24 protein-coding genes are annotated in these 26,601 nt (G+C 69.9%); 14 read left to right on the top strand and 10 right to left on the bottom strand.

Annotation, left to right across the window (positions count from 1 at the left end; genetic code table 11):
• The first annotated feature begins 213 nt into the window (after nucleotides 1-213).
• A complete protein-coding gene (locus BLV39_RS29725; protein WP_204082571.1) occupies nucleotides 214-2,145 on the top strand; it encodes a potassium transporter Kup in 1,932 nt (643 codons plus the stop codon).
• On the opposite strand, the gene BLV39_RS29720 is transcribed toward BLV39_RS29725, so the two are convergent.
• On the bottom strand, nucleotides 2,120-2,650 hold the full coding sequence (locus BLV39_RS29720; protein ID WP_090799954.1) for an ArsR/SmtB family transcription factor: 531 nt from the start codon (nucleotides 2,648-2,650) through the stop codon (nucleotides 2,120-2,122). The two genes, BLV39_RS29725 and BLV39_RS29720, sit on opposite strands and share 26 nt — an antisense overlap.
• Here BLV39_RS29720 and BLV39_RS29715 point away from each other — a divergent pair.
• Together BLV39_RS29715 and BLV39_RS29710 are read left to right on the top strand one after the other, a co-directional pair.
• Entirely contained in the window at nucleotides 2,635-3,600 is a 966-nt protein-coding gene (locus BLV39_RS29715; RefSeq protein WP_275414215.1) for a S41 family peptidase, read from the top strand. The two genes, BLV39_RS29720 and BLV39_RS29715, sit on opposite strands and share 16 nt — an antisense overlap.
• Before the next feature lie 621 nt (nucleotides 3,601-4,221).
• Nucleotides 4,222-4,524, top strand: coding sequence for a MerR family DNA-binding transcriptional regulator (locus tag BLV39_RS29710; protein WP_090800793.1), 303 nt, complete (start codon nucleotides 4,222-4,224; stop codon nucleotides 4,522-4,524).
• Nucleotides 4,525-4,534: 10 nt separating this feature from the next.
• Here the strand turns inward: BLV39_RS29710 and BLV39_RS29705 are convergent, their stop codons facing one another.
• Both BLV39_RS29705 and BLV39_RS29700 read right to left on the bottom strand, forming a co-directional pair.
• A complete protein-coding gene (locus BLV39_RS29705; RefSeq protein ID WP_143049936.1) occupies nucleotides 4,535-5,263 on the bottom strand; it encodes a hypothetical protein in 729 nt (242 codons plus the stop codon).
• A gap of 37 nt (nucleotides 5,264-5,300) precedes the next feature.
• Entirely contained in the window at nucleotides 5,301-6,284 is a 984-nt protein-coding gene (locus BLV39_RS29700) for a zinc-binding dehydrogenase (RefSeq protein ID WP_090799951.1), read from the bottom strand.
• A gap of 54 nt (nucleotides 6,285-6,338) precedes the next feature.
• Between BLV39_RS29700 and BLV39_RS29695 the strand changes: the two genes are divergently transcribed.
• The 6 genes from BLV39_RS29695 (at nucleotide 6,339) to BLV39_RS29670 (ending at nucleotide 11,612) form a co-directional block, all read left to right on the top strand.
• Complete coding sequence (locus BLV39_RS29695; RefSeq protein WP_090799950.1) at nucleotides 6,339-7,112, top strand: AraC family transcriptional regulator; 774 nt, start codon at nucleotides 6,339-6,341, stop codon at nucleotides 7,110-7,112.
• A gap of 299 nt (nucleotides 7,113-7,411) precedes the next feature.
• Nucleotides 7,412-8,020 carry a TetR/AcrR family transcriptional regulator gene (locus BLV39_RS29690; protein WP_239083405.1) on the top strand — a complete coding sequence of 203 codons (609 nt, stop codon included), beginning with the start codon at nucleotides 7,412-7,414 and terminating at the stop codon, nucleotides 8,018-8,020.
• Nucleotides 8,017-9,195 carry a GDSL-type esterase/lipase family protein gene (locus BLV39_RS29685; RefSeq protein ID WP_090799948.1) on the top strand — a complete coding sequence of 393 codons (1,179 nt, stop codon included), beginning with the start codon at nucleotides 8,017-8,019 and terminating at the stop codon, nucleotides 9,193-9,195. Before BLV39_RS29690 ends, BLV39_RS29685 begins: the two co-directional genes overlap by 4 nt.
• Nucleotides 9,196-9,349: 154 nt before the next feature.
• Complete coding sequence (locus BLV39_RS29680) at nucleotides 9,350-9,745, top strand: GntR family transcriptional regulator (protein WP_090799947.1); 396 nt, start codon at nucleotides 9,350-9,352, stop codon at nucleotides 9,743-9,745.
• Nucleotides 9,742-10,641, top strand: coding sequence for an ABC transporter ATP-binding protein (locus tag BLV39_RS29675; RefSeq protein WP_090799946.1), 900 nt, complete (start codon nucleotides 9,742-9,744; stop codon nucleotides 10,639-10,641). The genes BLV39_RS29680 and BLV39_RS29675 overlap by 4 nt, the downstream gene beginning before the upstream one ends.
• Entirely contained in the window at nucleotides 10,638-11,612 is a 975-nt protein-coding gene (locus BLV39_RS29670; RefSeq protein WP_090799945.1) for an ABC transporter permease subunit, read from the top strand. The genes BLV39_RS29675 and BLV39_RS29670 overlap by 4 nt, the downstream gene beginning before the upstream one ends.
• Before the next feature lie 190 nt (nucleotides 11,613-11,802).
• On the opposite strand, the gene BLV39_RS29665 is transcribed toward BLV39_RS29670, so the two are convergent.
• Nucleotides 11,803-12,297 carry a hypothetical protein gene (locus BLV39_RS29665; RefSeq protein WP_143049935.1) on the bottom strand — a complete coding sequence of 165 codons (495 nt, stop codon included), beginning with the start codon at nucleotides 12,295-12,297 and terminating at the stop codon, nucleotides 11,803-11,805.
• 276 nt (nucleotides 12,298-12,573) lie between these two features.
• Here BLV39_RS29665 and BLV39_RS29660 point away from each other — a divergent pair, with 276 nt between their 5' ends.
• The gene (locus BLV39_RS29660) at nucleotides 12,574-13,587 is read left to right on the top strand and encodes a LacI family DNA-binding transcriptional regulator (RefSeq protein ID WP_090799943.1); all 1,014 of its coding nucleotides are present in this window, start codon (nucleotides 12,574-12,576) and stop codon (nucleotides 13,585-13,587) included.
• Here BLV39_RS29660 and BLV39_RS29655 read toward each other — a convergent pair.
• From BLV39_RS29655 to BLV39_RS29640, 4 genes are read right to left on the bottom strand one after another with little or no spacing between them, the layout of a single operon-like run.
• Nucleotides 13,584-15,287 (bottom strand): amylo-alpha-1,6-glucosidase, encoded by a 1,704-nt coding sequence (locus BLV39_RS29655; protein WP_090799942.1) that lies wholly within the window; start codon nucleotides 15,285-15,287, stop codon nucleotides 13,584-13,586. The two genes, BLV39_RS29660 and BLV39_RS29655, sit on opposite strands and share 4 nt — an antisense overlap.
• Nucleotides 15,288-15,319: 32 nt before the next feature.
• Nucleotides 15,320-16,144: a carbohydrate ABC transporter permease gene (locus BLV39_RS29650; protein WP_090799941.1), complete on the bottom strand. Its 825-nt coding sequence runs from the start codon at nucleotides 16,142-16,144 to the stop codon at nucleotides 15,320-15,322.
• Entirely contained in the window at nucleotides 16,141-17,034 is an 894-nt protein-coding gene (locus tag BLV39_RS29645; protein ID WP_090799940.1) for a carbohydrate ABC transporter permease, read from the bottom strand. Before BLV39_RS29645 ends, BLV39_RS29650 begins: the two co-directional genes overlap by 4 nt.
• A 14-nt stretch (nucleotides 17,035-17,048) precedes the next feature.
• Complete coding sequence (locus BLV39_RS29640) at nucleotides 17,049-18,293, bottom strand: sugar ABC transporter substrate-binding protein (protein WP_090799939.1); 1,245 nt, start codon at nucleotides 18,291-18,293, stop codon at nucleotides 17,049-17,051.
• Between the two features lie 237 nt (nucleotides 18,294-18,530).
• Between BLV39_RS29640 and BLV39_RS29635 the strand changes: the two genes are divergently transcribed.
• The 3 genes from BLV39_RS29635 to BLV39_RS29625 all read left to right on the top strand — a co-directional run bounded on the left by BLV39_RS29635 (nucleotide 18,531) and on the right by BLV39_RS29625 (nucleotide 22,832).
• On the top strand, nucleotides 18,531-20,366 hold the full coding sequence (locus tag BLV39_RS29635; protein ID WP_090799938.1) for an RICIN domain-containing protein: 1,836 nt from the start codon (nucleotides 18,531-18,533) through the stop codon (nucleotides 20,364-20,366).
• 30 nt (nucleotides 20,367-20,396) lie between these two features.
• Nucleotides 20,397-21,893, top strand: coding sequence for an arabinofuranosidase catalytic domain-containing protein (locus tag BLV39_RS29630; RefSeq protein ID WP_239083406.1), 1,497 nt, complete (start codon nucleotides 20,397-20,399; stop codon nucleotides 21,891-21,893).
• 96 nt (nucleotides 21,894-21,989) lie between these two features.
• Entirely contained in the window at nucleotides 21,990-22,832 is an 843-nt protein-coding gene (locus tag BLV39_RS29625) for a hypothetical protein (protein ID WP_090799937.1), read from the top strand.
• A 129-nt stretch (nucleotides 22,833-22,961) separates the two neighbouring features.
• Here the strand turns inward: BLV39_RS29625 and BLV39_RS29620 are convergent, their stop codons facing one another.
• Both BLV39_RS29620 and BLV39_RS29615 read right to left on the bottom strand, forming a co-directional pair.
• Nucleotides 22,962-23,624, bottom strand: coding sequence for a response regulator (locus BLV39_RS29620; RefSeq protein WP_090800788.1), 663 nt, complete (start codon nucleotides 23,622-23,624; stop codon nucleotides 22,962-22,964).
• The gene (locus BLV39_RS29615; RefSeq protein ID WP_090799936.1) at nucleotides 23,621-24,883 is read right to left on the bottom strand and encodes a sensor histidine kinase; all 1,263 of its coding nucleotides are present in this window, start codon (nucleotides 24,881-24,883) and stop codon (nucleotides 23,621-23,623) included. The genes BLV39_RS29620 and BLV39_RS29615 overlap by 4 nt, the downstream gene beginning before the upstream one ends.
• A 166-nt stretch (nucleotides 24,884-25,049) precedes the next feature.
• Here BLV39_RS29615 and BLV39_RS29610 point away from each other — a divergent pair, with 166 nt between their 5' ends.
• Nucleotides 25,050-26,339: a hypothetical protein gene (locus BLV39_RS29610; RefSeq protein ID WP_143049934.1), complete on the top strand. Its 1,290-nt coding sequence runs from the start codon at nucleotides 25,050-25,052 to the stop codon at nucleotides 26,337-26,339.
• The last annotated feature ends 262 nt before the right edge of the window (nucleotides 26,340-26,601 follow it).

The following is a 26,601-nucleotide window of genomic DNA, read 5'->3' as shown; positions in this document are numbered from 1 at the left end:
CACACTGGCCCCATCGCGACTTGATCGATATTCAACGTCGCCCCCACCGCGCTGACCAGCGCCGTCGCCCGGGATCCGGGCAAGCGACCGGCAGCATTCCCGGCAGGTTCGCCCGCGTGGGTCCGCGGGGTGAATCTTGACGATTTCTTGACGCCGCGATCCGCCTCCGAACCGGCAGGATGAGGCCCGGTATCGCGACCTCGGGGGGAACGAGTGAGCACAGAATCGTCGCCGGCGAAGAAAGCCGGCGGCCGGGACGTGGTGCGCGCGGCCGTGGTGGTCGGCGCGCTCGGTGTCGTCTTCGGCGACATCGGGACCAGCCCGATCTACACGATCCAGACCGTCTTCAACCCGGCCGACCCGCACCCGGTGCCGGTCAGCACCGACAACGTGTACGGCGTCGTGTCGCTCGTGTTCTGGTCGGTCATGCTGATCGTCACGCTCACCTACGTGACGCTGGTGATGCGGGTCAGCAATCAGGGACAGGGCGGCATCATGGCCCTGATCACCCTGCTCCGCCGTCTGGCCGGTGGACGTGGGCGCCGCGCCGCTCTGGTGCTCGCCGCGCTCGGGGTGTTCGGTGCCGCGCTCTTCTTCGGCGACAGCATGATCACGCCTGCGATCTCCGTGCTGTCGGCCGTCGAGGGCCTCAAGATCGTGCAGCCCGGCCTCGACGACGCGGTCGTACCGATCACCGCGGTCATCATCGTGTTGCTCTTCCTCGTCCAGCGGCAGGGCACGGCTGCCGTCGGCCGGTTCTTCGGCCCGGTGATGATCGCCTGGTTCGTCGCCATCGCCGCCTGCGGCGTCGGTGGGATCGTCCAGAACCCCGAGATCCTGATGGCGCTGTCGCCGACGTACGCGATCAGCTTCCTGGCCGGGCACTTCCACATCGCGTTCTTCGCGCTGGCCGCGGTCGTGCTCGCCGTCACCGGCGCCGAGGCCCTCTACGCCGACATGGGCCATTTCGGGCGCAGGGCGATCACCCGCGGCTGGCTGTCGCTGGTGCTGCCGGCGTGCGTGCTCAGCTACTTCGGCCAGGGAGCGCTGATCCTCTCGGACGAAAGCGCGATCAGCAGCCCGTTCTTCCTGCTGACCCCCGACTGGGCTCGCCTGCCGATGGTCATCCTGGCGACCGCGGCGACCGTCATCGCCTCGCAGGCCGTCATCACCGGCGCCTTCTCGGTCGCGTCCCAGGCGGCGCAGCTCGGCTACCTGCCCAGGCTGCGGATCGCGCACACCTCGGAGTCGACGATCGGCCAGATCTACGTACCGTGGATCAACTGGCTGCTGATGGTCTCTGTGCTGACGCTCGTCTTCGCGTTCCGCACCTCGGCCGCCCTCGCGTACGCCTTCGGCATGGCCGTCGTCGGGACCATCACGATCACCACGCTGCTCTTCTTCTATCTGGCCCGGGTCCGCTTCCGGAAGCCGTTGTGGCTGGTGCTGACCGGCGGCGGTGTCCTGCTGGCCATCGACCTGCTGTTCTTCGCCGCCAACCTCACCAAGCTGCTGCACGGGGCCTGGCTGCCGTTGCTGATCGGGCTGACCGCGTTCGCGGTGATGACGACCTGGTCGCGCGGACGCGAAGTGGTCACCCGCGAACGCGGCCTGGCGGAGGGCCCGCTGCGCGAGTTCGTCACCGCGCTGCACGACGAGCCGGCGAGGTTCACGCGGGTGCCGGGCGCCGCCGTGTTCCTCAACCGGGGCAAGGAGACCGCGCCGCTGGCGCTGCGGGCCAACGTCGAACACAACCACGTCCTGCACGAGCACGTGGTGATCCTGTCCATCGAGACGGACACCGTGCCGTACGTGCCGGACAGCGAACGGATCGTGGTCGACGACCTCGGGTTCGCGGGGGACGGGATCGTCCACGTCGTCGCCCGGTTCGGCTACATCGAGACGCCGAACGTGCCCGCGACCCTCGCCCTGCTCGATCCGGACCGCACCGAGGGACTGGTCTCGCTCGACGGCGCCTCGTACTTCCTGTCGAAGATCGAGCTGACCCGCGGCGACGAGCCGACCATGGCCGGCTGGCGCAAGCGGTTGTTCATCGCCACGTCGTACGTGACGGCGGACGCCGCCGAGTACTTCGGCCTGCCGCGCGAGCGCACGGTCATCATGGGCTCGCGAATCGCGGTGTGACAGAGGCGTTCACGGCAGGCTGGAAGAGTCCTAGTAGGACGCCGTAGCGCGGGTGGTCGGCGCCCGCGTCCTGGGTCTCGTGGGCTATCGCGTTGAGGGTCTCGGTGATCCGTGCCGCCTGATCGGGGCTCAGGTGCAGGTACCGCAGCACGAGCACCGGTTCCTCCTGCGCGGTCGCGATCTCGTCGGCGATGGCCCGGAACGCCGTCGGGAGATGCTCGACGTAGTGCTCGCTGGGCAGGTGGACGGCCCGTGCGGTCCGCTCGTAATACTGCTCGACGCCGCCGCGTACCCGCTGTGTTCCCGCCGGACGGACCAGGCCCGCCTCCAGCAGCACCCGCAGGTGGTGGGCGATGTTGCCTTTTCGCGTCGCGAACGAGGCCGCGAGCTGGCTGGTGGTGGCCGGCTTCTCGCCGAGGGCGAAGAGCAGCCGGTGCCGCATCGGGTGGGACAAGGCCTTGAAGTGCCGGGTTTCGAGCGTCTGGGCCGGTGGTCCGTGGGTCATGGGACCAGCGAACCAGGGGCTTGACAAAGGGTCAAGAACTCTTGACTCTTTCGTTCATGGAGATCGTTAAGCAGGTCGTCGACCTGATGTCGAGGCACTACGTCTTTCCTGACGTGGCCCGCGAGGTGGTCGGGGTGCTCGAATCCACGGCCTTTCCCGTCGACCGCGCGGCCCTCGCCGACGCCGTCACGCGGTCCCTCCAGTCGGTCAACGGCGACAAGCACCTCCGGTTGATCCACCACGAGGACCCGTTGCCGGACGGTCACGGTGACGACGAGACCGACCTCGCCACGATGGCCGCCTGGGCGGATCGCACCGGCGGTGGCGTCGCCGCCGTCCAACGCCTCGACGACGGCATCGCCCATCTCGACCTGCGCCCGGTGCTCTTCCCGACGGTCGTCTCCGGCGAGGCGATCGCGGCTGCGATGACGCTCGTCGCGCCGGCCGACGCCCTGGTTCTCGACCTACGCGGCTGCCTGGGCGGCGAACCGTCGATGGTCACGTTCATCTGCGGCTACCTGTTCGGCGCCGCGCCGGTGGAGATCAGCGGCCTGTTCGAACGCACCACCGGCCGCGTGGCGCAGGCCTGGACCCACCCGTACGCGCCAGGCCGCCGTTTCGGTCCGGACAAGCCGCTCGCCGTGCTGATCAGCGGCACCACGTTCTCCGGCGGCGAACAACTCGCCTACGACCTGCAGCAGACGGGTCGGGCGACCGTGGTCGGTCAACGCAGCCGCGGCGGCGCCCACCCCCGACAAGGCTTCCGGATCGACGACCACCTGGAGCTGACGGTCCCGGTCGCCCGCTCGGTATCCCCGGTGACGGGCGGCAACTGGGAGGGCGTGGGAGTGATACCCACCGTCGAGACCACCCCCGACGACACCCTGCCCGCGGCGCTCGCGCTGCTCCGCGAACGCCTCGCCACGCGACCGGGTTCCATCCTGGCCTAGTTCGTCGAAGGCACAGGGCGGGACCCTGCTGGCCGACACGCAGGAAATCTGTGCTCGAAAACCTAGACATGCTCGTTGGCATCGGTTAACGTTCCTCTGGTCGAGAGAGGAACAACAAAGACGCTGACGCACCCGCCCGCACGAGGCGAAGGAGCAGGGCCGAGGTTCTCAGGGCCCGCTCGGCACGGCAGGAAGTCAGGTACGGCAGTACCCCGGGTTGTGATTCGCGGTCCGGGCGCAGAGCTGGTGGGGCTGAGGCAGTTTCAGGGCTCCGCCAGGGCAATACCGTTCGTCGCACGTGCCGGGGCCATGAAGTCGCGTGGGGTTCCGACACCGGCGGACAGCACGAGTAAGAAGGATGAAGTCAGAGGAAAGGGAGGGCTGCGCACCGTTGGATCGCCCGCCGCCGGCCGCATTGACGGGCTCAGGGGCGGACACCGCTGTTTCCATCGAACGAGAGGTGGTCTCCGGTCACGCTTATGCGATCCTCGCACCCGAAAGCCTCAGCGAGGCTTGGTGTGGATACGACAAGCCGACGTTCTGTCGGTAGATGGTGTTTCTGACCCGCAACCCTTGGGCCCCGGCGCTTCCAGCGCCGGGGCCCTCGCCACGGAGGTGTACATGGGCCAACCCGAAAACCGGCTTGATGATGAGGATTACCCCGCCTACACGATGGGCCGGGCTGCGGAGATCGTCGGCTGCTCGCCGGATTTCCTGCGCAAGCTCGGCGAGGCGAAGCTGATCGAGCCGCTGCGCTCCGACGGCGGGCATCGCCGCTACTCCCGTTATCAGATACGACTGGCGGCGCGGGCTCGGGAGATGTGCGACGAGGGCACGGACATCGCTTCGGCCTGCCGCATCATCATCCTCGAGGACCAGCTCGAAGAGGCGCTGCGCCAGAACCAGGCCCGCCAGGACGACTGACCCCGCCGACTCAGTTCCCAGGGCTAGGGATGAGACGTCGCTGGCCCTCCCAGTCGCCTACTGTCCACCACGGCACCAGGGACACCGAGGTGTTCTCATGCCAGCGGAGGCTTTTCTCGATATGGCGAAAGCCGCGTGTCTCCCATGGGCTGTCGAACGCCTCGCTACGCCCGACCACGCGGTCACCGCGGTCCAGGAACTCCACCACCGACCACCCGTCGCCGTTGCCGTCCAGGCTGAACCGCACGCGAGCACGAAGGCGGCGGTCTGGACTGGCCTTTGCCGCACCGAGAAGCTCCAGGTGCAGGTTGTCGGCAAGACACGCCCGGTAAGCGTCCTCGAACGGCTGCCGGGGCCAGCCCCGCAGTGCGGCGAGCGCCAACAGGTTCTCCTGCACGAAGCCGAGGATGGCCAGGCGGCGCTGGTGGTCCGGGAGGTCCACCACGTCCGGGTCGAACGGCACCTCGTGAACCTCGCCGAAACCATCTGCGACGGACATCGCAAGGTCGCTGAAACGTGCCGCGCCGACCTGCTCGTCGGGCAGAAGGCGCACCCACCACGTCTGAGCGGGTACGGGCTCGCCTCGCAGCAGGTCGCGTGAGTACAGCTCGGTGACGACCGCGCCGTGCTTCGCGAACCGGTCGGCGGCCTTCCACCGGTGCGGCTTCTCCGCGCCCAGCCGGCTCGGCAGGACCTGGGCGTTCATGTCGACCGACCGCAATCGCGTAAGGCGGACCATGTCGCGATTCTTCAGTCTCCGCCTGTGGCCGACGGCATCAGGTAGCGCGCCGAGGCAGCATGACAACTTTGCCCGCCGCCTGGTTGTCCTCCATGTGCCGGTGGGCCGCGACGATGTCGTCCAGGTCGAAGACCGTGTCGAGGTTCGGCTGGTAGACACCGGCCTCGACGTTGCGGACGACCCGCTGGAGCACGGCCGCGCCCGCGCTGCCCTTGGCGTCGTCGCTGTGGAACGCCGTGAGCCGGGTTCCGGAGGGGATCATCGCGATCGGCTCGAACTGCGGGATCAGCCATCCGCTCAGGGACCCGGCCACACAGACGGTCCCGCCGCGGCGGACCAGGCGCAGCGAGTCGAGCACCGTACTCGTCCCGATGAGATCGAGAACGTGGTCCGGACCTTCGGGCCACGGCGTGCGCGGCGCCCCGCCGTCGTCGACGAGCACGTGGTCGACCCCGACTTTGGCCAGCGCGCCGGCCTTCTCAGGCCGGCGGGTCGTCGCGGCGACCTCGACGCCGCAGCCGTGCGCGATCGACGCGGCGGCCATGCCGACCGATGAGGTGCCGCCGCGGATGAGCAGGCGCTCACCTGGCCGGATCCCCAGGGCGTCCAAGGCGCCCTGCGCGGTCAGGTACGTCTCCGGCAACGCGGCCAGCACCTCCCAGGGCAACGTGGTGGCCACCGGCATCAGTAGCGTGTTCGGCAGCAGCGCGTACTCGGCATAACCACCGTCGAACGCCCGGCCCATGTCTCCCATCACCGCCGCGACGGTCGTCCCCTCCGGCAGCGCGGGATCGGTCGACGCCGCCACGACGCCCACGCATTCGATCCCCAGCACCCGTGGGAACCGGACGCTCGGCGAATGCCCTTGGCGGGTGCGCAACTCCGAGCGGTTCAGGCCGGCGGCCATCACTCGCACCAGACTCCAGCCCTCGCGCACCTCTGGCACCGGCAGTTCACGAATCTCGAGGACCTCAGGGCCACCCGCGCGTACGCAGACCGCTGCTCGCATCGTCGTTCTCATGTCCCCAACTCTTGTCACGAGCCGGTCGGCGGTCCACCGTTAGAATGCCAAGTTATGCCCGTAGCCCGCCAATCCCGCATCTGGCCGTCCGGGGGAAGGCACCTGTGGCCCTCCGGCGGGACCAGCCGGGCACATTCCCACCCACGCGGGCATCTGGTGTACGCGGCCAGCGGCATCCTGTCCGTCCACACCGAGACGGGCACCTGGATCGTTCCGGCCAACCGGGTCGCCTGGGTCCCGGCCTTGTCCACGCACCACCACCGCGCGCACGGCGAGACCGACATGCGGATCGTCTTCCTGTCGGCCGCACTCGCCCGCCGCGCCCCGAGCGGCCCGGCGGTGTTCCTCGCGTCCGGCCTTGCCCGCGAGGTCCTGCTGACCCTCACCGGCCCGCGACAGCTCGACAACGCTGCCCGCGCGCGTCTGCACCGGGTCCTGGTCGACGAGCTCCACCAGGCGCACGAGCAGCCCACACACCTGCCCGAACCACGCGACGACCGGCTGAGGTCCGTGGCCCACATCCTGGCCGAGGACCCCGCCGACAACAGCTCGCTGGCCGCGCTCGGTCAGCGCATCGGCGCCAGCGCCCGCACTCTGAGCCGGCTGTTCCACGACGAGCTCGGCATGACCTTCTTTGAGTGGCGCACCCAACTGCGCATCTGTCACGCGCTCGTCCTGCTCGCCGAAGGCCACAACACGACGCACGTCGCGCACGCCTGCGGATGGGCGAACCCGAGCAGCTTCATCGCCGCCTTCACGGCCGTCGTCGGCACGACACCCGGCCGCCACCGCAGCGGCAACACCTCGGACGCGCCCAGCCGTCGCTGACGACGCCGACCGCCAGATTCAGTGCGCGTCGGCTCCCTGGACGACAGACAGTTCGAGGACCGCGGGCAGCGGCGCGACGCCGGGTCCACCGGCGTCCACCCAGGCGGCGATGTCGTCGGTGACCACGTCGTCGACGACCAGCCCGAACCAGACGGGCCGGTGTCAACGGTCACCATGGCCCCAGCAGCAGCATCTGTTTCAAGACTTGCCATGGCGGCGCGGTGCGCGGCCGGCGTTGGCCAAGGCCCTATTTGCCTAAATGCTTTAGGCTGGTGGATAGTTGTCTTAGGAAGCGGGTGGTGAGTGTGGTCCGAGCGGGTGTGACGGCGGAGCGTCTGGTGCAGGCCGGCGTGGAGCTGGCCGACGAGGTCGGCTTCGACGGCGTCACCGTCTCCGCACTCGCTCGGCGGTTCGATGTCAAGGTGCCGAGCCTGTACTCGCACGTGCGGAACTCTCGCGACCTCAAGACCCGGATCTCCCTGTACGCCCTGGCCGAGCTGGCCGACCGCGGTGCCGCGGCACTGGCCGGCCGGGCCGGCCGGGACGCGCTGATCGCCCTCGGCACCGTCTACCGCGACTACGCCCGCGAGCATCCCGGCCGCTACGCCGCGGCCCGGCTGCGCCTCGACCCGCAGACCGCGGCCAGCAGTGCCGGACCGCGGCACTCGCAGCTGATGCGGGCGATCCTGCTCGGTTACCGCCTTGAGGGGGCCGACCAGGTCCACGCCGTCAGGCTGATCGGCAGCACCTTCCACGGTTACATCAGCCTCGAACTGGCCGGCGGCTTCGACCACAGCGAGCCCGACTCGCAGGAGTCCTGGGAACGGATCATGGACGCCCTCGACGCCCTGCTGCGCAACTGGCCCGCCCTGTCCACTCACACCCCGCCCCCTGAGGTGGCGTCATGAGCACCTGGATCACCACACCGATCACGACCAGCCTCCTGCGCGGCGCCGCCGAGTGGGAACGCACCACGCACGGCCTGCGGCCGCACCGGCTGCCAGGCTGGGCCCGTGCGCAGAGCCCCGACCCGCAACTGCACCTGGTCGAGGCCCAGCCGTCCGGGGTACGGGTCTGCTTCCGGACCGCCGCGACCGCGATCGAGCTCGACGCCGTGGCCACCCGGCGGGTCTACATCGGCCTGCCGGCCCAGCCGCCCGGCCGCTACGACCTGCTCATCGACGGCAGCCTGGCCGGGCAGAGCAGCGTGCCCGGCGGCAATATCGTGACCATCGACATGAGCACCGGGACGGCTGAACACCGGACCGGGCCGCCCGGCACGGTGTCGTTCACCCGCCTGTCGGGCACCGAGAAGACCGTTGAGATCTGGTTGCCACACAACGAGATCACCGACCTGGTGGCTTTGCGCACCGACGCCGCGGTCACACCGGTCACGGGAACTGACCGCCCGGTATGGCTTCACCACGGCAGCTCGATCAGCCATGGCTCGAACGCCGGCAGCCCGTCCACCACCTGGCCGGCGCTGGCGGCGGCGCAGGGTGGTGTGGAGCTGCTCAACCTGGGCCTGGGCGGCAGTGCGCTGCTCGACCCGTTCACCGCCCGTACCATGCGAGACATGGCCGCTGACCTGGTCAGCGTCAAGATCGGCATCAACCTGGTGAACACCGATCTGATGAGGCTGCGGGCGTTCACCCCGGCTGTGCACGGCTTCCTCGACACGATCCGGGACGGGCACCCTGCCACGCCGCTGCTCGTGGTCTCGCCGATCTACTGCCCGATCCATGAGGACACTCCTGGGCCCGGCGCCTTCGATCTCGAGGCCATGCGCGAGGGGCAGGTCAAGTTCGTCGCGACCGGCGACCCAGCCGACCGGGCCGCCGGGAAGCTGACGCTGCGATCGATCCGTGAGGAGCTCGCCCGGATCGTGGCCGAGCGCGCCGTTAGTGATCCCCACTTGCACTACCTGAATGGGCTCGAGCTCTATGGCGAGGCGGACTTCGCGGAGCTGCCGCTGCCCGATCGGCTGCATCCGGACGCCGCGGCACACCGCCGCATGGCCGAGCGCTTCGGAAAGCTGGCGTTCGAGGAGAAGGGCGCCTTCGCCGCCACCCGCGACGGGTGACGTGGCAGGACCAGCCCGGCCGGTGGTGCCCGCTGCCCGCCGCGCGTGGCGGCGCCTGCGTGCGCTGCCCGCCGCGGTCGTGCGGGTGCGCCGGCTCTCTTGACCTCCAACTTACTGCTTTACTATGGTACTAGTAAAGCAGTAAGGGGCTACCGTGTTCGTCTTCCGGCTCGACACCCACTCCGGCGTGCCGCCGTACCTGCAACTCGTCCAGCAGGTCCGCCAGGCGGTGCTGCTGGGCTTTCTCCAACCCGGTGACCGCCTCCCGCTCATCCGCGAGGTGGTCGAGGACCTGGCGATCAATCCGAACACCGTCGCCAAGGCGTACCGGCAGATGGAGCAGGAGAACCTGGTCACCGGCCGGCCCGGCCAAGGCACGTTCGTCAATGAACTGCAGTCGGCCGCGATGTCGTCATCGACGTACACGTCGCTGGGCCGCGGCCTGGCGACCTGGTTGCGCCGCGCCTATGCGGCCGGCCTCGACGAGCAGGCGGTCAACGCGCTTTTTACTTCCGTCCACCAGCAGACGAGGAATGAGGACGTGGCGTGACAGCGACCGAGTTCGCGCTGCGCACCGACGGTGTGGGCAAGCGGTACCGGAAGGGCTGGGCGCTGCGGGACTGCACCCTGGCCCTGCCGGCGGGCGGCGTGATCGCGCTGGTCGGGCCGAACGGCGCGGGCAAGACCACGCTGCTGCGCCTGGTCGTCGGGTTGCTGGCACCGAGCACCGGCACGGTGGAGGTCCTCGGCCACGACGTCACCGCCAGCACGCCGCAAACTCTGTCCCGGGTCGGGTTCCTGGCCCAGGACCACCCGCTGTACAAGCGCTTCACCGTCGCCGAGATGCTCCGCTTCGGACGGGCCTGCAACCTGCGGTTCGACCAGGGGCTGGCCGAGCGCCGGCTGGCGCAACTGGGCATCCCGCTCGACCGCAGGGCCGGCACGCTCTCCGGCGGGCAGCAGGCCCAGGTCGCGTTGGCCCTGGCCCTGGCGAAAAGGCCGGACCTGCTTGTCCTCGACGAGCCGGTGGCCAGCCTCGACCCGCTGGCCCGGCACGAGTTCCTGCAGGTCCTCATGGGCGCGGTGGCCGAAGGCGGGGTGACCGTCCTGTTCTCCTCCCACGTCGTGCACGAGCTCGAGCGCGTCTGCGACCACCTGGTCGTGCTCAACAACGGCCGGGTCACGCTCACCGGTGACATCGACACCCTCCTCGCCGAGCACCGGCTGCTCGTCGGCCCGCGCACGGCCAACGACCTCGACGGGGCCGTCGCCGTCGTGGAGGCCGTCCACAGCGACCGGCACACGACCCTGTTGGTACGCGACGGCGCGATCCCGGCCGCGCCTGGGTGGCAGGCCCGGCCGGTCGCGCTTGAGGACCTGGTGCTGGCCTACCTGCGCCGGCCGTCCGAGCCGAGTGCCGTGGTCACGTCGGGGGTGCCGGCATGACGTGGTTGATCTGGCGCCAGCACGCCCAGGTCTGCGTCCTGGGCGTGCTGGTCGGCATGTTCGGCATTGCCCTGCTCGTGCTCGGGACGCAGGCCCACGACCTGTTCCCCGGCGGTCCCGCCCGATGTGCGGGAGAGGCCGGTATCAACGAGGCCTGCGCGGCCTCCTTCCGCCGACTCGACGAGGAGTACGGGTACGTCGAGAACCTCCTGGCGGGCTTCTATCTGGTCCCCGTCGTCATCGGTGCGTTCCTCGGTGCGCCGCTGCTCGCGCGCGAACTGGAGGACGGCACCTGGCAGCTCGCCTGGACGCAGGCCGTGCCCCGGATGCGCTGGCTGGCGGCCAAGCTCGTGGCACTGGCCGGCGTCACCGTCACGCTCACCGGGATGTTCACCCTGGTGCTCACCTGGTTCCGTCAGCCATTCGACGCGTGGGAAGGGCGGTTCCAGTACGACGCCTTCGACCTGGAGGGACTTGTCCCGGTGGCGTACGCGCTGTTCGCGTTCGGCATCGCCACCGCCGCGGGGGCGATCCTGCGGCGCAGCCTGCCCGCGTTCGGCGTCGCGTTCGGGGCGTTCCTCGCCACCCGGATGCCGGTGGCGCTGTTGGCCCGTCCCGGGTACGCCACGCCGCTCACCACCATGCAGCCGGTCCCCGTCGGCGGCGCGAAGGACCAGGCAGGGCACGGGACCGTGCCCAGCTTCGCTGACTGGATGATCGAACACGGCTACGCAGACGCCACCGGGCAAAGGCTGAGCTGGACCGAGTACGACGAGCTGGAGGGCGCCGCCAACCAGGCCGGCACCAACCTCAACCAGTTCCTGCACGCGCGGGGCATCCAGCAGTTCGGGGTCTACCACCCGGCCGACCGGTTCTGGACGTTCCAGCTCATCGAGGCGGCCCTGTTCATCGCCGTCGCGGCGGTCCTGATCGGTGTGGTGGTGTGGCGGGTACGGCGCCGTATGATCTAGCGCCCTGACCACAAACGTCCACAGTGTTGGTTGACACGCTGTTCGGCTTGTCGGCCAAGCGTTGCGCCGACGTTCGGCGGTGGTTGTGAAAGGCGATCCAGCGGATGGTGTCGCGTCGGGCCTCGGCCTGGAGCCGGCTCCGAACCTTGGATGCGCCGACACCGTGGCCCGCCGAGGTGTTCGAGGAGAGCTAGGCGGGGCAGGAGGCGGCGATCGTGCCGCCCATGCGCTCCAGCGTGGTGCGGACCTCGCCGACGGAGATCGGGGTGGCCGGGTCGTTGACGTGTTTGATGGTGCTGGCTCCCTGCAGCAGCGCGGTGCGAGCGGGCGGGTCGACGTCGAGCCGGGCCAACGTGGTCAGTCGGTCGGCCCACACGCCCACGGCCTCGTCCAGCACCCGCTCCTTCTCTGCGGAGCGCGCGTCGATCGTCGCCTGGTCGAGGTCGGAGCGGGCGAGCACGTACAGCTCGTCGAGGGTCCGGCTGTACACCTTCGCGCCGGCGTCGCTGATCTGGACGGCCTCGGCGCAGACGGCCGCGGTGGCGGGGCGCGCGGCCGCGGCGGGCCGCGGGGCGGCGGTGGTCGGCGTCGGCGTGGCCGGGGGAGCGGCGACCGGGGTCGACTCGCAGGCGGTCGCTCCCACGGCCAGAGCCAACGCCGTCAGGCTGACCGCCGCGCGTCGCATCGACACTCCTCGCCTCGAGTTGATCAACGCGACGATACTAGCCCCAGGTGGTGGGTCACGTCCGGGAAGGAGCCGTCGCCGAAGAGGACCCGCGCGGCCGCACCGTCGCGCGTGTTGTGCTCGCCGTGAGGGGCTTTCCTCTCGCCTCACCAATCAGTCGAAAATAGTCGGCTCCGGCGCCGCGGTGCCGTTCGCGCCGCGGGTGCCAGCCCGACGAGCTACTGCGTCGCAGTGCGGCACGGTTATGCTCGTCGGCGGAGCGTCGAGGGGTGGCGGATGAACATCGGGGAGATCGCCCGCCGTGCGGGAGTGTCCCGCAGCACCGTCTCCTATGTGCTGAGCGGCAAGCGCACCGTTTCCGAGGCGACCCGGCAGCGGATCCAGGCGGTCATCGACGAGCTGGACTACCGGCCCAACGCCAGCGCTCGCGCGCTGAAGGAAGGGCGCACCCGCACCCTCGGCCTGGTGATCCCGCCGGCCAGCCAGCGGCTGACCGACATGCAACTGGGCTTTGTCGCCAGCGTCATCGAGGCCGCCGCCCGGCACGACCTCGACGTTCTGTTGTCGCCGTCCGGTGGCGAGCACGACCGGTCGTTCGAGCGGATCGTGACCGGGCGCCGGGTCGACGGCGTGGTCCTGATGGAGATCCGGCTGGCCGACGACCGGGTGACCCGGCTGGCCAAGGCGGGGCTGCCGTTCGTGACGATCGGGCGGACCGCCGAACCGCACGGCATGAGCTGGATCGACATCGACTACGCCGGTCTGATCGCCCGGTGCGTGCACCACCTGGCCGATCTCGGCCACCGGCACGTCGCCCTGGTCAACCGTTCTGCCGAGTTGGTGGCCACGGGCTACGGCCCCAGCCATCGCGCGCTGGCCGGGTTCCGGGCGGCGGTGGTGGAGCGCAGCCTGACCGGCGTCGACGTCTGCTGCGGCGACGACGCCGCCTCCGGCGAGGCGTGCGTGGAGCAGTTGCTCGCCACCCACCCGGATGTCACCGCGGTGGCCACCATCAACGAGGCCGCGTTGCCGGGAATCCAGCGCGCGCTGACCGGCGCCGGCCTGTCCGTCCCGGCCGACTTCTCCGTGACCGGGGTCGCGGCCCAGCATTGGGCAGAGGACTTCCGGCCACCGTTGACCGCTGCGGACGTGCCGACGCGGGACATGGGCGCCGAGGCCGTGGCCCTGCTGTTGGAGATCATCGCCTCGCCCGGGGGCGTGCCGCGGCACCACCTGCACAGCCCGCCCATTTCGCTGCGCTCCAGCACCGGCCCGGTGCCGACCCGCTAAAGGCGTCTCTCCTGCTGGGCGGCGGCGAGGATCAAATAGCTGCTGGCGGTCCACGTGTACGCACGGTCGCGGAGCCCGGCACCGGTTTCGGCGTCGAAGTTCTCCGCGAAGCCCGACTTCTCACACAGCGCCAGGAACCGCGCCGCGATGTCGTCCGCGATCCCCGTGTGCCCGGCCCGTCGCAAGCCGTCCTCGACCAGGACCGTGGACGGTGCCCAGATCGGTCCACGCCAGTAGCCGTCGGCGAGGTAGTGGGCCGAGTCCGTCGGCTCGGTGGCCAGGCCGTGCGTGGTCAGGTGGGTCCGCACGCCCCGGGCCAGCGCGGTGTGGACCGGGGCCGGCAGGTCGGCGCCGAGCGCGACGGGCATCAGGTCGAGCAGGCTGCGGCTGGCCCGCCGCCGCCCTGTCCGGGGCGCGCGGGAAAGGAACCGGGCACCGTCCCAGAGCTCCCGCAGCATGGCGGAGTGGATCCGGTCGGCCTCGTGGGCCCAGGCGTCGGCGGGTTCGCCGAGCTCGGTGGCGAGGTCGGCCAGGCAGCGCAACTGCGATATGAGGAACGCGGCGAGATCGGCCGTCTGCAGGACGCGGTCGTCGTCGAAGGTGGTGGCGTTGTCCCAGCCGCTGTCGTTGCCGTGCTGGTAGTGGGGCAGGTCCTGACCGGGGGAGCGGCGCGAGTCGAGCCAGAAGCCGGTCCACCGGGCCAGCCGGTCGTACGTCTCGGCCAACGCCGCCCGCTGCGGCTGCGCGGGCAGGCGCCGGCGCAGGTGTCGCAGGGCCCAGCCGTGGATCGGGGGTTTGACGTAGTTGTGCAGGACCTCGGAGTGGGTGATGGAGTCGGGCAGGGCGCCGGCCTCGTCCTGGTGGTCGAAGGGCAGGTGGAACTGGTGCCAAGCGAGCTCCGGCTCCCCGGCCGCCAGCGCGATCGCGTTGAAGCAGTGGTCCCAGCTCCACACCTTGTCCATCCAGTGCTTGGACATCAGCACGGCCGGCCGGGTGACGAAGCCCGCCGGGCGCACCGTCGCCGACCAGAGCACGTAGGCGGCGAGTTCGGCGGCCGGGGTGTCCGCGCCGCGCCACGGCGCGATCGCGTCGACGAACGCGGTGAACTCGGTGCTCCGGTCCAGGCACAGGCGGTCGAAGAGGGCGGTCCGGTGGTACGGCCGGCGGGCGGTGGCGTACTCCTCGACGGCGATCTCCCAGGGCTGATCGCCCGACAGGTCCAGGTGACGCTCCGCGGTCCCCAGCGCCTCGACACCTTCGGTGCCCTGTAGCGCACCGGCCAGCATCGTGACCCGGTAGCGGCGGCCGGTCTCGTACGAGGTGAACACGTGCGAGTCGTCGACCGGGTCGTGGTAGAGGTAGGTGCCGCTGAACGGGGTCAGGGCGGGTTCGGCCGCCGCGATCCGCAGACCGAGCCGCCGGCCCCGGATCCGCACGGTCTCGGGGCCGTCGAAGACGGCGTCGATCCGGCCCGGCCCGGCGTGCCAGGTCAGCAGGGACGGCGTGGCGATGACCGTCGTATTGGCGTCCGTGGGCGACAGCCGCAGCACGGGGTGCAGCCCGCCCTGGTGCGAGACCAGGTGCAGGTCCTCTGCGTACGTCTTCTCGCCTACCACCGGGGAGATGTTGAGCCACGAGCCGTGGTAGCTGAACGGGATGTCCTGGATGGAGAACTGCGGACCGGACGGGGCGACGGTCATGGGTGGCGGTTGCCTCTCTGCGGTGCGGTTGGTCAGTCCTTGACGGCGCCGGCGGTCACGCCCATCGAGACGTAGCGCTGGGCGAGGATCAGCAGGATGGCGGCGGGGATGGAGGCGACGACAGCGGTGGCCATGATGGCGTTCCACTGCTGGTTGTTGTTGCCGATGTAGTGGTAGATGCCGAGGGTGATGGGCTGGTGGTCGCCGCCGCCGACCAGGGTCGAGGCGAAGATGAAGTCCGACCACGACCACAGGAACGCGAACAGCGACACGGTGACGACCGAGTTGCGGCTGACCGGCAGCACGACCGACCAGAAGGTACGCAGCCGGCCGGCCCCGTCGATCACGGCGGCCTGGAGCAGCTCGTCGGGAATTCCGTACATGAAGGCCGTGAAGATCAGGACGGCGAACGGCACCGCCAGGGTCGAGTCGGCCAGGATCAGGCCCGGCAGCGTGTTGAGGATGCCCAGGGTGAGGTAGCTGGCGTAGAAGCCCATCGCCATGATGATTCCCGGGATCATCTGGGCGATCAGCAGCACGAAGCTCAGCGCCCGTCCGCCCGGTGGCCGCAGTTTCGCCAGCGCGTATCCGGCGGGGGCGGCCAGCGCCACGGTCAGCGCCACTGTCCCGAGACCAACCACGAAGCTGGTGCCCAGGTACGGAAGCTGCTGGTCGATCACCGCCCGGTAGCCGTCCCACGTGCCGTCGGTCGGCAGTAGGTGCGGCGGGGTGGCCCGCAGGTCCCGGTCCCGGGTGAACGAGACGTTGACCATCCAGTAGACGGGGAAAAGCATCAGCCCGGTCAGCACCAGCCCGACGCCGGTCTTCCACCAGGCGCGCGGCCTCGACGTGGTCATCGCAGGTGCTGCCTTCGCTCGAGCCGGATGTAGAGGAGCCCGGCGACCAGGGCCATCACGATGAGCAGGTTGCCGATCGCCGCGCCCGGACCGAACTCGGGCAGCAGATTGCCGAAGCTGAGCCGGTACGACCAGATGGCGAGCGTCGCCGAGGAGCCGGTCGGGCCGCCCTTGGTCATGATCCAGATGATGTCGAAGACCTTCAACGTGTAGATCAGTCCCAGCAGCAGCGTGATCGCCGAGACCGGCCGCAGCAACGGCAGGGTGATCGACCAGAACCGCTGCCAGCCCGTCGCGCCGTCAAGTGCGGACGCCTCGTACACCTCGGCCGGGATCGCCTGCAGGCCGCTGTAGAGCACCACCAGGTTGAACGGGATGCCGATCCAGATGTTCGCGATGGTCACCGAGGCCAGCGACCAGCCCGGCGAGGTGAGCCAGTGGACCGGTTCGATCCCGACCACGCCCAGTGCCGCGTTGACCAGGCCCGAGTCGCTGTTGAGCAGCCATGACCAGGTCGACGCCGAGACGATCAGCGGCAGCAGCCACGGCACGAGGATCAACGCGCGCAGCGTGCGCGACAGCGGGAAGTGCTGGTGGAAGAACAGCGCCAGGGCCATCCCGAAGGTGAACTGGAAGGCGAGCGAGCCGCCGGTGAAGACCAGGGTGTGCGCCAGCGTCGGCCAGAACGTCGGGTCGGACAGGACGGTGCGGTAGTTGTCCAGGCCGGCGAAGGGCGCACCACCCTGCACGAACGAGCGCACGGTGTACTCGCGCAGGCTCAACTCGACGTTGCGGTAGAGCGGGTAGGCGTAGAAGGCCACCAGGTAGCCGGTCACGGGCGCCAGGAACGCCCACGCCGGCCACCGGCGGGTACGTGTCGGGGGAGTCATCGGGTCGGTCGGCGCTATCCGTTCGAGGCGGCGGCCTGTGCGGCGGCGAGCGCCTCCTGCGGTGTCTTGGTGCCGCTCAGGGCCGCCTGCACCGCTGTCCACAGGGGTTCGGAGATCTTCGGGTATTTCGTGCCGAGGTTGTCGCCGGTGCGGCCCCGGGCCACCTTGACGGCCTCCACCCAGACCTTGAGCTTGGGGTCCGCGGCGACCTGGCGTTCCTGCACAGCGGCGACCGGTGCGACGTAGGAGAGCGTGGCGTCGGTCGTGAGCAGGTTGTCGGCGCTGGTCAGGCAGGTGACGAGCTGCTGCGTCGTGGCGTACCGGCCGGCGTCGCTCTGCACCGGGATGGAGACGAACTCGCCCCCTGTCGGCGCCGGCGCCGGGCCGCCCGTGCTCGCCGGGATCGCGATGGTGCCGTACCCGAACCCGAGCTTCTCGGCGTTGCCCAGTTGCCAGGTGCCGTTCTCGGCGAAGGCGTACTCGCCCGTGGCGAACTCCTGCCAGCTCGTGGTCTGGGTGTTGTTGATGACGGAGTTCGGGGCGTGCCCCTGCTTGAGCCAGTCGGTCCAGAGCGTCAGCGCGGACACCGCCTGCGCGGAGTCCAAGCTGGTCAGTTGTGCGCCAGAGCCCCAGAACCAGGGCAGGAACTGGAAGCTGCCCTCCTCGGTGCCGATCGCGGAGAAGGTGATGCCCTTCTTCCCGGCCGCCTTGACCTTGGTCAGCGCCGCGGTCAGCGACGTCCAGTCCTTGATCGAGCCGGGATCGACGCCCGCACCGTCCAGCAGGTCCTTGTTGTAGTACAGGGCGAGGGTGTTGGCCCCGATCGGCACCCCGTAGGTCTTGCCCTCGCTCTGGCCGGCGCCGAGCAGGTTGGCCTCCATGCTCGACACGTCCAGCTTGTTCTCCTCGGTGGTGGTCAGGGCGCCGGCCTCGGCCAGCGTCGATATCACCGGGTTGTCGACGACGAGCACGTCCGGCGAGTTGCCCTGTTGGGCGGCGAGCAGGGCCTTGTTGGTCAGGTCGGTGGTGTCGTAGCCGGTCCGCTCGACGGTTACTCCCGCGGAGGTCCCGCACTTCTTCAGCAGTGCGACCCAGTCGGAGTCGTCGGCGAACTGTGGGTAGGGGTCCCAGACGAGGTAGGTGCCGCCTCCGCCGCCGGCGGGGTCGTCGCTGGACGACGAGCAGGCGGCCGTTGTCACGGCGCAGAGGGCTATCACGGCGACGGCGGCCAGGCGCCGCGGTCGGCTGAGCCTTGTCATGTGCTGCCTCATTTCCGTAGCGAACCGATTCGACGAATCGGTTCGCCCGAAGATAGGTCTGTCCATACTCGGCGGTCAAGAGATGATCAGGTCGACTACGCGATGGTCAACCACAGCCGCATTGCCAGCGGCGCGACATCCATTGACATCCTTGAGTCTCGGTCATACGATCCGAGCGAATCGATTCGCAGTGCAGCCCCGGAGCGCGTCGTCCCCACGCCCATCAAGGAGCCGCCCGTGCAAACCCCGTCCCGTGGCAGGCCAGGACCAGTCCGAGCGATCGCCGCCCGGTTCGTGGTCGGCCTGCTCGCTGCCGCCGCCACCGTCACCGTGGCCGCGTCTCCGGCCCAGGCCGCAGACGAGTCGATCAGCGTCAACTTCGCCACGACCACCGGCACGCCGACCTATCGCGCGTCCGGCTGGATCTACGGCATGACCGAGAACGCCAGCGGTCCGGCCGACCACTTCTACCGCGACGTGAAGTTCCAGTACATGCGGGCCGGCGGCGCGCAGCTCGCCGGGAGCGGGTGGGTCGGTGGGACGTACGACCGCCGGTGGAGCTCCACCCTCGCCCAGGCCCGCCGGACCGCGGCCCTCGGCGGCACGTTCATCATCCTGCCGCACGACCTGTGGGGCGCGGACGGTGCCGGAATCTCCCGCTTCCCGGGCGACAACGGCAACTGGAGCGACTACGACAGCTTCCTGACCCGCCTCGTCAGCGACGTACGGACGGCGGGGATCACCGTGCAATGGGACCTCTGGAACGAACCCAACATCACCATCTTCTGGAACCGCCCGATCTCCCAGTACCTGGAACTGTGGCGGCGCACCTACCAGCGCCTCCGCGCGGAGTTCCCGAACCAGCTCATCGTCGGGCCGAGCTGCGCCTGCGTGCCGTCCACCAGCCACACCTTCTGGAACCAGTACCTCGACTTCGTGCGCTCGACCAACACGGTGCCGGACATCGTCAGCTGGCACTCGCTGCCGGGCGACCCGGTCGCCAACGTCGCCGCCGCCAACGCCACGCTCGACCCGCGCGGCATAGCCCACCCCCGTCCGTACCAGATCAACGAGTACGGAGCGCCCGACGAGCAGAACCCCGCCGACGGCGCCTGGTACATCGCACGCCTGGAACGCGCCCGGGCCGACGGCCTGCGGGCGAACTGGGCCGGCGGCGGCAACCTGCACAACGACATCGCCAACCTGCTGGTCCGCAACTCCGCCGGGCAGCACCAGCCCAAGGGCGAGTGGTGGGCCTACCGCTACTACGGGTCCCAGAGCGGGCAGGCGGTCGCGGTGACCGCGAGCCAGTCCTACGACGCGTACGCCACGAAGGCCACCGGCGAGGCAAGGGTCCTGGTCGGCGGCGGCCGCACCACCGGCAACCTGACCGTCAACCTGCAGCGGCTGGACACCACCAGCGGCCTCGTGCAGAACAACCAGGTGCGCGTCCGCACGCAACGCGTGCCGAACAACGGCGGCGGCGCGGTGCAGGGCCCGATCACCGTCTCGAACAGCGTGGTCAACGTGTCCAACAACAACGTCACGGTGACCCTGCCGTACGCGAACCAGACCGACACCTACACGGTCACCCTGCTGCCACCCTCGGACGGCTCCTTCCAGTCGGTGGCCGTGGCCCAGCACTCCCAGCAGTGCCTGGACAACACCGGCACGAGCGCCGCGGACGGCAACGCCCAGCAGCAGTTCTACTGCGAGGGCGGCGACCAGCAGCTCTGGAACTTCCGCCCCGTCACCGGCGTAGCCGACACGTTCACGGTGGTCAACCAGCAGAGCGGCAAGTGCCTCGACGTCAGCGGCGTCTCGACCGCCAACGGCGCCGCCGTGATCCAGTGGACCTGCGCGAACGGCCTCAACCAGCAGTTCACCCTCCGCCGCGTCAGCTATTCGGGCAACGACGCGCACGACTATCAGCTTGTCGCCCGCCACAGCGGCAAGTGCGTCGACGTCAACGCGGTCTCCACGGCGGCGCGGGCGATCGTCCACCAATGGACCTGCAACCCGACCGGTCAGGGCAGCCCGCTGAACCAGACGTGGCGGATCTGGGGTCGCTGACCCACTCAACTCACCATTGAGGAGCTACTCGTGCGACTGCGAAGCCGTCCCCTTCGACGTCTCCCCGCTCTGGCCGGTGCGCTGATCGGCCTGCTCATCGGAGTCGGCGCCACCACCGTCGGCGCCGCGCCCGTGTCGGCGGCCGCCATCGAGCCGGGGCAGAGCACCCGGATCGCCGGCGTCCAGTCCGGCCGCTGCCTGGAGGTGGCCAACGCCAGCACCGCCAACGGCGCCGCGGTCCAGTTGTGGGACTGCCAGGGCGGGACCAACCAGACCTGGACATGGACGTCGACCAGACAGCTCATGGTGTACGGCAACAAGTGCCTCGACGCCTCGGGTCAGGGCACCGCCAACGGCACGGCCGCGATCATCTGGACCTGCAACGGCCAGGCCAACCAACAGTGGAACGTGAACACCAACGGCACCATCACCGGGGTGCAGTCCGGGCTGTGCCTCGATGCCAACGCCAACGGCACCGCGAACGGCACGAAGGTCCACCTGTGGGCGTGCCACGGCGGCACCAACCAGCAATGGACGTCGCCGAGCACGCAGCAGCCGACCGGCGCGCGCCCGTGCGACATCTACGCCTCCGGCGGCACTCCGTGCGTCGCGGCCCACAGCACGACGCGGGCGCTCTACGGTGCGTACGCGGGCAACCTCTACCAGGTCCGGCGCTCGTCGGACAACACCACCCGCGACATCGCCGTGTCCAGCGCCGGCGGCACCGCGAACGCGGCAACGCAGGACGCGTTCTGTGCCAACACGACGTGTGTGATCACGGTCGTCTTCGACCAGGCCGGTCGCGGCAACGACCTCTGGTATCAGGGGTCGAGCGTCGTGCCGGGCTCGCCGCAGAGCAGGCCGGCGGTCGCGACGTCGGAGTCCCTGACGGTGGGCGGCGCCAAGGCCTACTCGTTGTACATCAATCCCGGCAACAGCTACTGGCGGGACGGACACCTGACCGGCGTGCCGACCGGTGCCGCGCCCGAGGGCATGTACGTGGTGACCAGCGGCACCCACGTCAACGGCGGTTGCTGCTTCGACTACGGCAACAGCGAGACGACCCGCAAGGCCGACGCCGCCGGCGCGATGGACGCCATCAACTTCAGCACCCAGTGCTGGTTCGGTGGCTGCTCCGGCAGCGGTCCATGGGTGCAGGCTGACCTCGAGTGGGGCCTGTTCTCCGGCGGCAGCCAGAGCTGGAACTCCAACCAGCGCGCCTTCACCAGCAAGTTCGTCACCGCGACGCTGAAGAACAACGGCACGAGCCGCTTCGCCATCAAGGGCAGCAACGCCCAGTCCGGCAGCCTCTATACGCTCTGGGACGGTTCGCTTCCGTCGGGATACAGCCCGATGCGCAAACAGGGCGCGATCATCCTGGGCAGCGGCGGTGACTGCTGCAAGCCCGACGGCGGCGCCAACCTCAGCGCGGGCACCTTCTATGAAGGGGCGATGGTCGCCGGCTATCCATCCGACGCGACGGAGAACGCGGTGCAGGCCAACGTGGTGAACGCCGGTTACCGCTGACCAAGCTGAGCTGCGGCACAACATTGTCACAACGGGTGCGCAACCGCCCTCCCCTTCGATGCGGGGCAACAACGATCCCGCATCGAAGGGGAGGGCATGATGTTCAAGAGGATCGCGCGCATCGCGGCGGTCAGCGTTATGGCCGTGGCCGGCGTCCTGCACGTCGCCTCGGCGCCGGCGGCGGCCGCGCCGTACGGCGGCTACCACGCGAGCTGCAGCACCGTGGTGAACCCGGGGAACGAGTACTGGTATCACGACCAGAGCTGGTCGTCGTTCCTCGAACGGGACGACTTCTATTTCGACAACGGATACCGGATCACCGAGCTGGACGTGGTCGGCCACGACGTCACCGCGGTCTGGCGGCCGGGCTCGGGCGCCCAGTGGGTGCACGGCCACATGTCGATCGGCGAGCTCGAGCTCTGGGACGACATCTACTACGACCAGGGCCTGCGCATGGCCGAGCTCGATCGTGACGGCGACGAGTTCTTCGCGGTATGGCGCCCGGGCACCGGCGATCGGTTCTGGCGGACCGCCATCCCGACGTGGACGGACTTCGTGAACCAGGACGACGTGTTGTGGGACCAGGGTTTCCGCCTCGTCGACATCGTCATCCGTGACGACGGCAAGATCGGTGGGCTGTGGCGCTCGGACCAGGGCAGCTCGGGCCAGAAATGGAACTACGGCATCCTGGCTGCCGGCGTCGATGCCAACAACGAGAGTGCCTTCCAGAAGCTCAACCGGCTGCGCAAGGAGGCCGGCTGGGAGCTGCGAATCCTCAAGGCGTTCAACAACGACGCCTACGTGGTGGCCGTGTGGCGCTACCGGGGTGGCGCCTTCAACCAGTCCACCGCGAACTTCATGAACACCGAATCCATGCGGGGCTGGGAGAAAGCCTGCCGCGCCGGGGGCATGCGGATCGTGACCCTCGACGTCACCTAGGACCTCTCACGCGGCACCGAGATACATCGAACGCCGCGAGGACCCGCCAGCGGTCCTCGCGGCTCCGCCGCATGAACGGAGCTGGTTTACGAGCTTACGCGGTACGGGATACCTGTCAGCTGCGAGCGATCATGGGAGCCCAGCGTCGCCGACGCGGAGCACGCCGCTCTCGTACGACCAGATGATGGCCTGGACGCGGTCTCGGAGCTCGAGCTTCATGAGCACCCGGGCCACATGGGTCTTTACCGTAGCGTCACCGAGGCCGAGCCGGGCGGCTATCTCCACGTTGGACAGTCCACGGCCGAGGAGGCCGAGCACCTCGAGCTCGCGCGGGGTCAGCAGGTCGAGCGCGGCCGGTGGCGCCGGGGCGGGCTGGCGGGTGAATGCGGCGATCACCCGGGTCGTGACGGCCGGATCGAGGATCGAGGCACCAGCGGCGACCACCCGGATCGCGGTGACGAGATGTTCGGGAGGTGAGACCTTGAGGAGGAAGCCGCTGGCGCCGGCACGCAGCGCGGCGTAGAGGTTCTCGTCGCTGTCGAACGTGGTCAACACGATGACCCGCGGCGGGTCGGGCAGCGCGGCCAGGCGCCGAGCTGCGGCGAGGCCGTCCATCCGTGGCATAGCGATGTCGAGCAGGACGACATCGGGAGACGTCCGCTGGACCACGGCCAGCGCGTCGGCGCCGTCGCAGGCCTCGCCTACGACGCTGAGGTCGGGCTCGGTCTCCAGCACCATCCGCAGCCCGGCTCGGATCATCGCCTGGTCGTCGGCGATGGCCACCCTGATCACCGCGCACCGGTCCCTTCCCCGACCGCCGCCGGCCCGCGGGTCCACTCCGGAGGATGCGTGTAGTCGGCGCGGGTCGGAATCGGGAGGTTCGCGGTGACGCGGAAGCCGCCCCCGGACTGTGGCGCGGCCTCAAGAGTGCCCCCGAACATGGCGGCGCGCTCGCGCAACCCGACGATGCCGTGACCCGCGCCGACTGCCGTGCCCGCGCCCGCGATCTGGCCGCCGCCCACGCCCGGTGGGCGGGCGGCGGACGGCAGCGAAGAGCGGCCGCCGGGGTCTACGACCGAGAGGGACAACGCGTCGGGGGAGTAGGAGATGGTCACGTCCGCCCGGTCGGTGCCGGAGTGCTTCAGGACGTTGGTCAGCGACTCCTGCAGGATGCGGTAGGCCGACAGGTCGAGGCTCGGCGCCAACATCAGCGGCGTGCCGGTGACGCGCACGCGTACGGCGAGGCCCGACGCGCGCAGCTGGTCGACCAGGTCGTCCAGGCGGCTCAAGCTGGGCTGGGGCGCCAGCTCCGGCGACGCCGCGCCGCGGAGCAGGCCGAGCGTGCGGCGCAGCTCGGTCACCGCCTCGCGGCCGGCGTCCTCCACGGAGGACAGCAGGTGGCGTTCGGATTCCTGCGACTCGGACAGGCGGCGGCGTACGACGCTTGCCTGCAGGACCATGACCGTCACGCTGTGGGCGACGATGTCGTGGAGCTCGCGCGCGATGCGGGCGCGCTCGTCGGCCAGGGCCTCACGGGCGCGCAAAGCCTCGGCGGCGGCCACGGCCGCGTTGCGTTCGGCGATGCGGCGGGCCTGGATCTGCAGGAGCAGACCCGACACCCACGCGGCGAGGAGGTAGCCGACCGTCGCGAAGTAGTCCGACAGCATCGCCAGGTCCTGCAGGACCAGGTAGACCACGCTGCCGGCGACCACGACCAGGGCGGCGGCGCGCCGCCAGAGGGGATCGCGGTCGGGGCCGCGGAGGATGATCTCGCGGCCGATCGTGTGCATGCCGATCAACATGCAGAACGCCTGCCACACCCGGTAGTTGTCGACCGACATCGGCATCAGCAGGGTCTGCAGGACCACGACGTCAACGACCATCGTGCCGAGCGGGGCCGCCCGACGGACCAGCACCAGCAGTGTCGCCAGGGCGAGGCGGGCCCACCACCACGACAGCTGGTGCGGCGCCGTCAGCTCCTCGACCAAGCCGATTGCCAGGAACACGACAGCCACGACGACGTCGACCCGCATCATCCGCCGAGAGAGCATTGCCCGAGCGTACGGGCGGCGTCGTCGGCCAGCGCCCGTCCACCGGCGGACCGCGTATCCCCCACGCGGCGGACGCCGGTCTGCCCAGGGAAGGACGACCGGGGCGGCCGGGCAGCCATACGTTCCCCGAGCCCCGGCAGGTCGCCGGGGGGAAGGGGAGAACGAGATGAATGGATCCACAGTCCTGCGGCGCCGGGCCGGACTCTTGTGCCTGGCCGTCGCGCCGGTCCTTCTGCTGGTCGCGACCGCGGTCGACCCGGCCCTCGGGGAGGGGGCCTGGGAGACACACGTCGGCGCCGACCCAGAGGGTGCCGTGTGGCACACCGTGCTCCTGCACTGGGCGTACGTGCTCTTCGTCCCCGGCTTCCTGAGCCTGCTCGGCCCGATCCACGCCCGGGGCCGCGTGCTCGGCGCGATCGCCTGGGTCGCGACGCTGGTCGGCCTGGTCACCTTCGCCGGTCTGGTGCTCACCGACGTCACCGCGATCGCGGTCGCCGAGACCGTCGAACCTGCCACCTTTACGGCGTTCGAGGAGCGCGTCTCGACGTACACGTGGATGTCCGCGGGTTGGCAGTTGCCGGGTCTGGTCGGCTGGTTCGTGGCCTTCGCGCTCACGCCGGTCGCTGCGGCCCGGGCGAAGGTCATCGGGTGGTGGCCGGCGGGGGCGGCCCTCGCCGGGTTCGCGCTCTATTTCCTGTTCGCGATCGAGCCGGTGCCGTTGTCGCTGGCCGGGCCGGCCGTGCTGACCGCCGCGAACATCGTGATCGTGGCGAAGGCGTGGGGAACCGTCGGCGGCGGCGCGGAGAGCACCTGGAAACAGAAGGTCGGCGAAGCGTGCCTGGTCGCGGCACCCGTCGCCCTCGCGGTCGGCGTCGCCACCATGCCCGGCACCGCGACCCGGATCGACCCGTTCAGCACTGATCCGCAGCTTGCGCAGGCCAGCGCGTTCTTCCTGCACCTGAGCTGGCTCCTGTTCATCCCGGGAATGCTCGCGGTGGTCCGGCGCATCACCGGCCGGGGTCGCGTCTTCGCCTTCGTCGCCGGCGGCATCGCGGTCGTCGGCCTGCTCCACTGGAACGGGCTGATGATCGGCGACTACCTGGCGCTCGGCGTGCAGCAGACACTCGACCCCGCCCAGCAGGCGATGGTGACCACGCGGACCGACGGCTACGCGATGTTCGGGCTCGCGGTGGCGATACCGGGAATGGCCGGCGCCCTGCTCGGGCTGATCCTCGTGCCGGTCGCGGCTTCCCGTGCGGGCCTGGTGCGCTGGTACGTCCCGGTGATCACCGGCGTCGGCGTCGTCGCGTTCCTGATGCTGACCACCGGTCGCGTCACCGGCCTGGTCGCGCCGGTGCTGCTGCTCATCGGGTACGGGCTGGTCGCGCGCGCCCTGCGCAGCGGGCAGGACCAGGCACCTGTGGCGGCAGCGCCGGTCGTCGTGCCCGCCACGTGAGGTGAGGATGTTTGGAAGTGCCCCCTTCACAACCAAAGGCGTTGGCAAGGGGGCACTTCCAGAGCACTGCTCGGCTCGCAGCGGGGGTGGCCGGGTCTGTCAGCGGGTCTTCGCCGGGGGTCGATGCTGCCGCTGGTGCCGCCCACACGCCTGTCGCCTGCGCCGGCACTGCCGGGTGAGGAGGGACGAACCGGCACAACAGTGTGCGGTCGTCAGCTCCACGAGATCATTGTGCCGCGCCGCGCCGGGTGCACGTCGGGGT

Origin of the sequence: Asanoa ishikariensis (assembly GCF_900107455.1) — a bacterium.
GTDB lineage: Bacteria > Actinomycetota > Actinomycetes > Mycobacteriales > Micromonosporaceae > Asanoa > Asanoa ishikariensis.
Note: the sequence above shows the minus strand (reverse complement) of the source record. Positions and strands in the feature narration are given on the sequence as shown.